General features: G+C 30.2%; 2 protein-coding genes and 1 tRNA gene. 2 read left to right on the forward strand and 1 reads right to left on the reverse strand.

Annotation, left to right across the window (positions count from 1 at the left end):
* Positions 1-473: 473 nt before the first annotated feature.
* Positions 474-1352: an ATP-binding protein gene (locus tag HMPREF1984_RS09855; RefSeq protein ID WP_021767850.1), complete on the reverse strand. Its 879-nt coding sequence runs from the start codon at positions 1350-1352 to the stop codon at positions 474-476.
* A 125-nt stretch (positions 1353-1477) separates the two neighbouring features.
* Between HMPREF1984_RS09855 and HMPREF1984_RS09860 the strand changes: the two genes are divergently transcribed.
* Positions 1478-2215: a tRNA1(Val) (adenine(37)-N6)-methyltransferase gene (locus HMPREF1984_RS09860; RefSeq protein ID WP_021767851.1), complete on the forward strand. Its 738-nt coding sequence runs from the start codon at positions 1478-1480 to the stop codon at positions 2213-2215.
* Between the two features lie 253 nt (positions 2216-2468).
* A tRNA-Leu gene (locus HMPREF1984_RS09865) sits at positions 2469-2552 on the forward strand.
* Positions 2553-2575 lie beyond the last annotated feature (23 nt).

A 2575-nucleotide genomic window follows, 5' to 3' on the forward strand; every position in this document is an offset into this window, starting at 1 on the left:
TCAGAGGAGAAAAGGATGACAGAAAAGGAAACTTTAAGGCAGACTTGAACCTTGGAATAGAAAATCAGAGATTCGGAGTTACATTTAATGCTGGATATGATACAAAAGGTAAAAATGTAAGAGGAGGATTAGGATTTAGAGTAATCTACTAATTCTATGCTGAATTTTACAAAAAATATGTATAGGTAAACTTATACATATTTGTAAAATAAAAGAGCTGTCTCAAAAAGAAAATGAAAAAATGTACTGCACCCAAAATCTTGGACACAAGATTGGAGGTGCAGTTTTTATGAGTAAAATTTTAGTAAATGAAAAAAATATAGTTTTTTCATGTATTGTATTTAATTTTTACTATTTTGAAACAACCTCTTTTATGTTTTAAGTTTACAAAATTCTGGATAATTTTGGTTATACCTTCTGATACTTTCAGATTCTATTTTTTAGATTATTAGAAGTTTTTAAATTATCTGAGATTATAATTTATCCAGATAGGAAAATCTTCCTTCAGAAGTTTTCCAGCCAAGTATTTTTTCAAGATTTACATTTTGTGTAGACTGGATTATTCTTTTTTTTATGTCAGGATTATTTTTTACAAGCTGTGCCAAAAGTTCCTTTGTTTCCCTTCTTTTGCTGGAAGTTTTTCCGGCGGCAACAGTACATCCGCAGTTCATAGGTAATATCCCGTTATTTCTGACCCATTTTATGATTGATTTTTCTTCAACATAAAATAACGGTCTTATAAGCTCAATATCAAAATTATCAGATTTTAGTCTGGGAAGCATTGTTTCAAATTTTCCCATATAAAACATACTCATGAGGGTTGTCTCAACTACATCGTCGAAATGATGGCCCAAGGCAAGTTTATTACACCCTAGCGAAGTAGCCTTCGTATAAAGACTTCCTCTTCTCATTTTAGCACACATATAGCACGGGTAATCTTTTGCAATCTGTTCAGCAATTTCAAAAATATTGTCATTGTAAATTTCGCATGGAATTTCCAAATAATCCAGATTTTTTTTAAGATTTTGTAAATTTATGTCGTTAAAACCAGGATTCATGGAAATGAATACAAGCTCAAAGTTAGTTTTACTTGCCCTTTTTAACTCCTGAAAAAGTTTTGAAAGCAGAAGACTGTCTTTTCCCCCTGAAATTGCAATGGCTATTCTGTCCCCTTCCTCAACAAGTTCAAATTCCTTTAATGCACGTATAAAAGGTGACCAAAGTTCACTTCTATATTTTTTCTGGATACTTCTTTCTATTTCCTTCAAAGGCTGTAGAGGTACTGCTGGCAACACTGTTTCACAAGCTGTATTTCCAAGCCCTGAAATTTCATTTTTTTCTATATTTTCCATTTTATTATTTTCTCCTCATAGATTTCTAATGGGTTTATTATATAATTGTTTTAAATATATTTCAAGGTTGGAATAAAAAATGATATAATAAATCAGAATAAAATATACGAAAAGGAAAATATAAAATGAGAAAAAATGGAGAAGAAACAAGGACAGTACTGGATGGAATGGAAATTATACAGAGAAATGATTTCCAGAATTTTACTCTTGATTCTGTTCTGCTGGGAAATTTTGTTAAAATAAATAGAAAAACAAAGAAAATACTTGATATAGGAACTGGATGCGGCGTCATTTCACTAATTCTGGCAAAAAAGTCAAAGGCTGAAATAACAGGGATAGAGCTTCAGGAGGAAATGTCTGAGGTGGCAATAAGAAATGTAAATACTAATAATTTTCAGGACTGTATCAAAATAATAAATGATGATATTAAAAATTATGATAAGATATTTAGTAAAGATGAATTTGATGTGATAGTTACTAATCCACCGTATTTTGATTATGACGGAAATATTAATCAGATAAGTGACTTAACACAAATAAGCAGGGCAAGGCATAATATTGATATAACAATTGAGGAAATAGTTAAAATATCAGCTTATTTATTGAAAAATAACGGCTCTTTTTCAATGGTTTTTAGAAGTGATAGACTGGTCGAAGTACTGGGATTACTTACAAAATACAATTTGGAGCCAAAACGGATGAAAAATTGTTATACAGGAAAAGGTAAAAATGCAAAATTGTGCCTTGTGGAAGCAATAAAAGATGCAAAAAAAGGATTTGTAATCGAAGAAGCAATATATGTGTATGATGAAAATGGCGAAAAAACAGAATATATAAAGAAATTATATGGAAAGGATATTTAGGATGCTTGAATTAATAGGTTTTATAATAGTGATTTTACTCTTGAGGTTTATATTCAGGACTACAAAATTTTTTATAAAAATGGCAATTATAATTTATGTGTTATTTATGGTATTTAAATATTGGGAAACATTTATGCCAAAATAGGAATAGGATTGAAAATTGAAGAATATGATTTTATTTTTTGTGTAAAAACCGGGAAATGAAAAAATTTTATTGAAAAAAAAGGGAAAATAATGTAAAATAAGTATAGTTGCGAATGTGGTGGAATGGTAGACACGCTATCTTGAGGGGGTAGTGGCAGTAGCCGTATGGGTTCAAGTCCCATCATTCGCACCAAAAAAGCCCATATTCAAATACAG

It is taken from the genome of Leptotrichia sp. oral taxon 215 str. W9775 (assembly GCF_000469505.1).
Classification (GTDB): domain Bacteria; phylum Fusobacteriota; class Fusobacteriia; order Fusobacteriales; family Leptotrichiaceae; genus Leptotrichia_A.

Bases quoted from the DNA above. Each gene is read 5' to 3' on its own strand.
- HMPREF1984_RS09860 (WP_021767851.1), top strand. From the start codon at position 1,478: ATGAGAAAAAATGGAGAAGAAACAAGGACAGTACTGGATGGAATGGAA.
- HMPREF1984_RS09855 (WP_021767850.1), bottom strand. From the start codon at position 1,352: ATGGAAAATATAGAAAAAAATGAAATTTCAGGGCTTGGAAATACAGCT.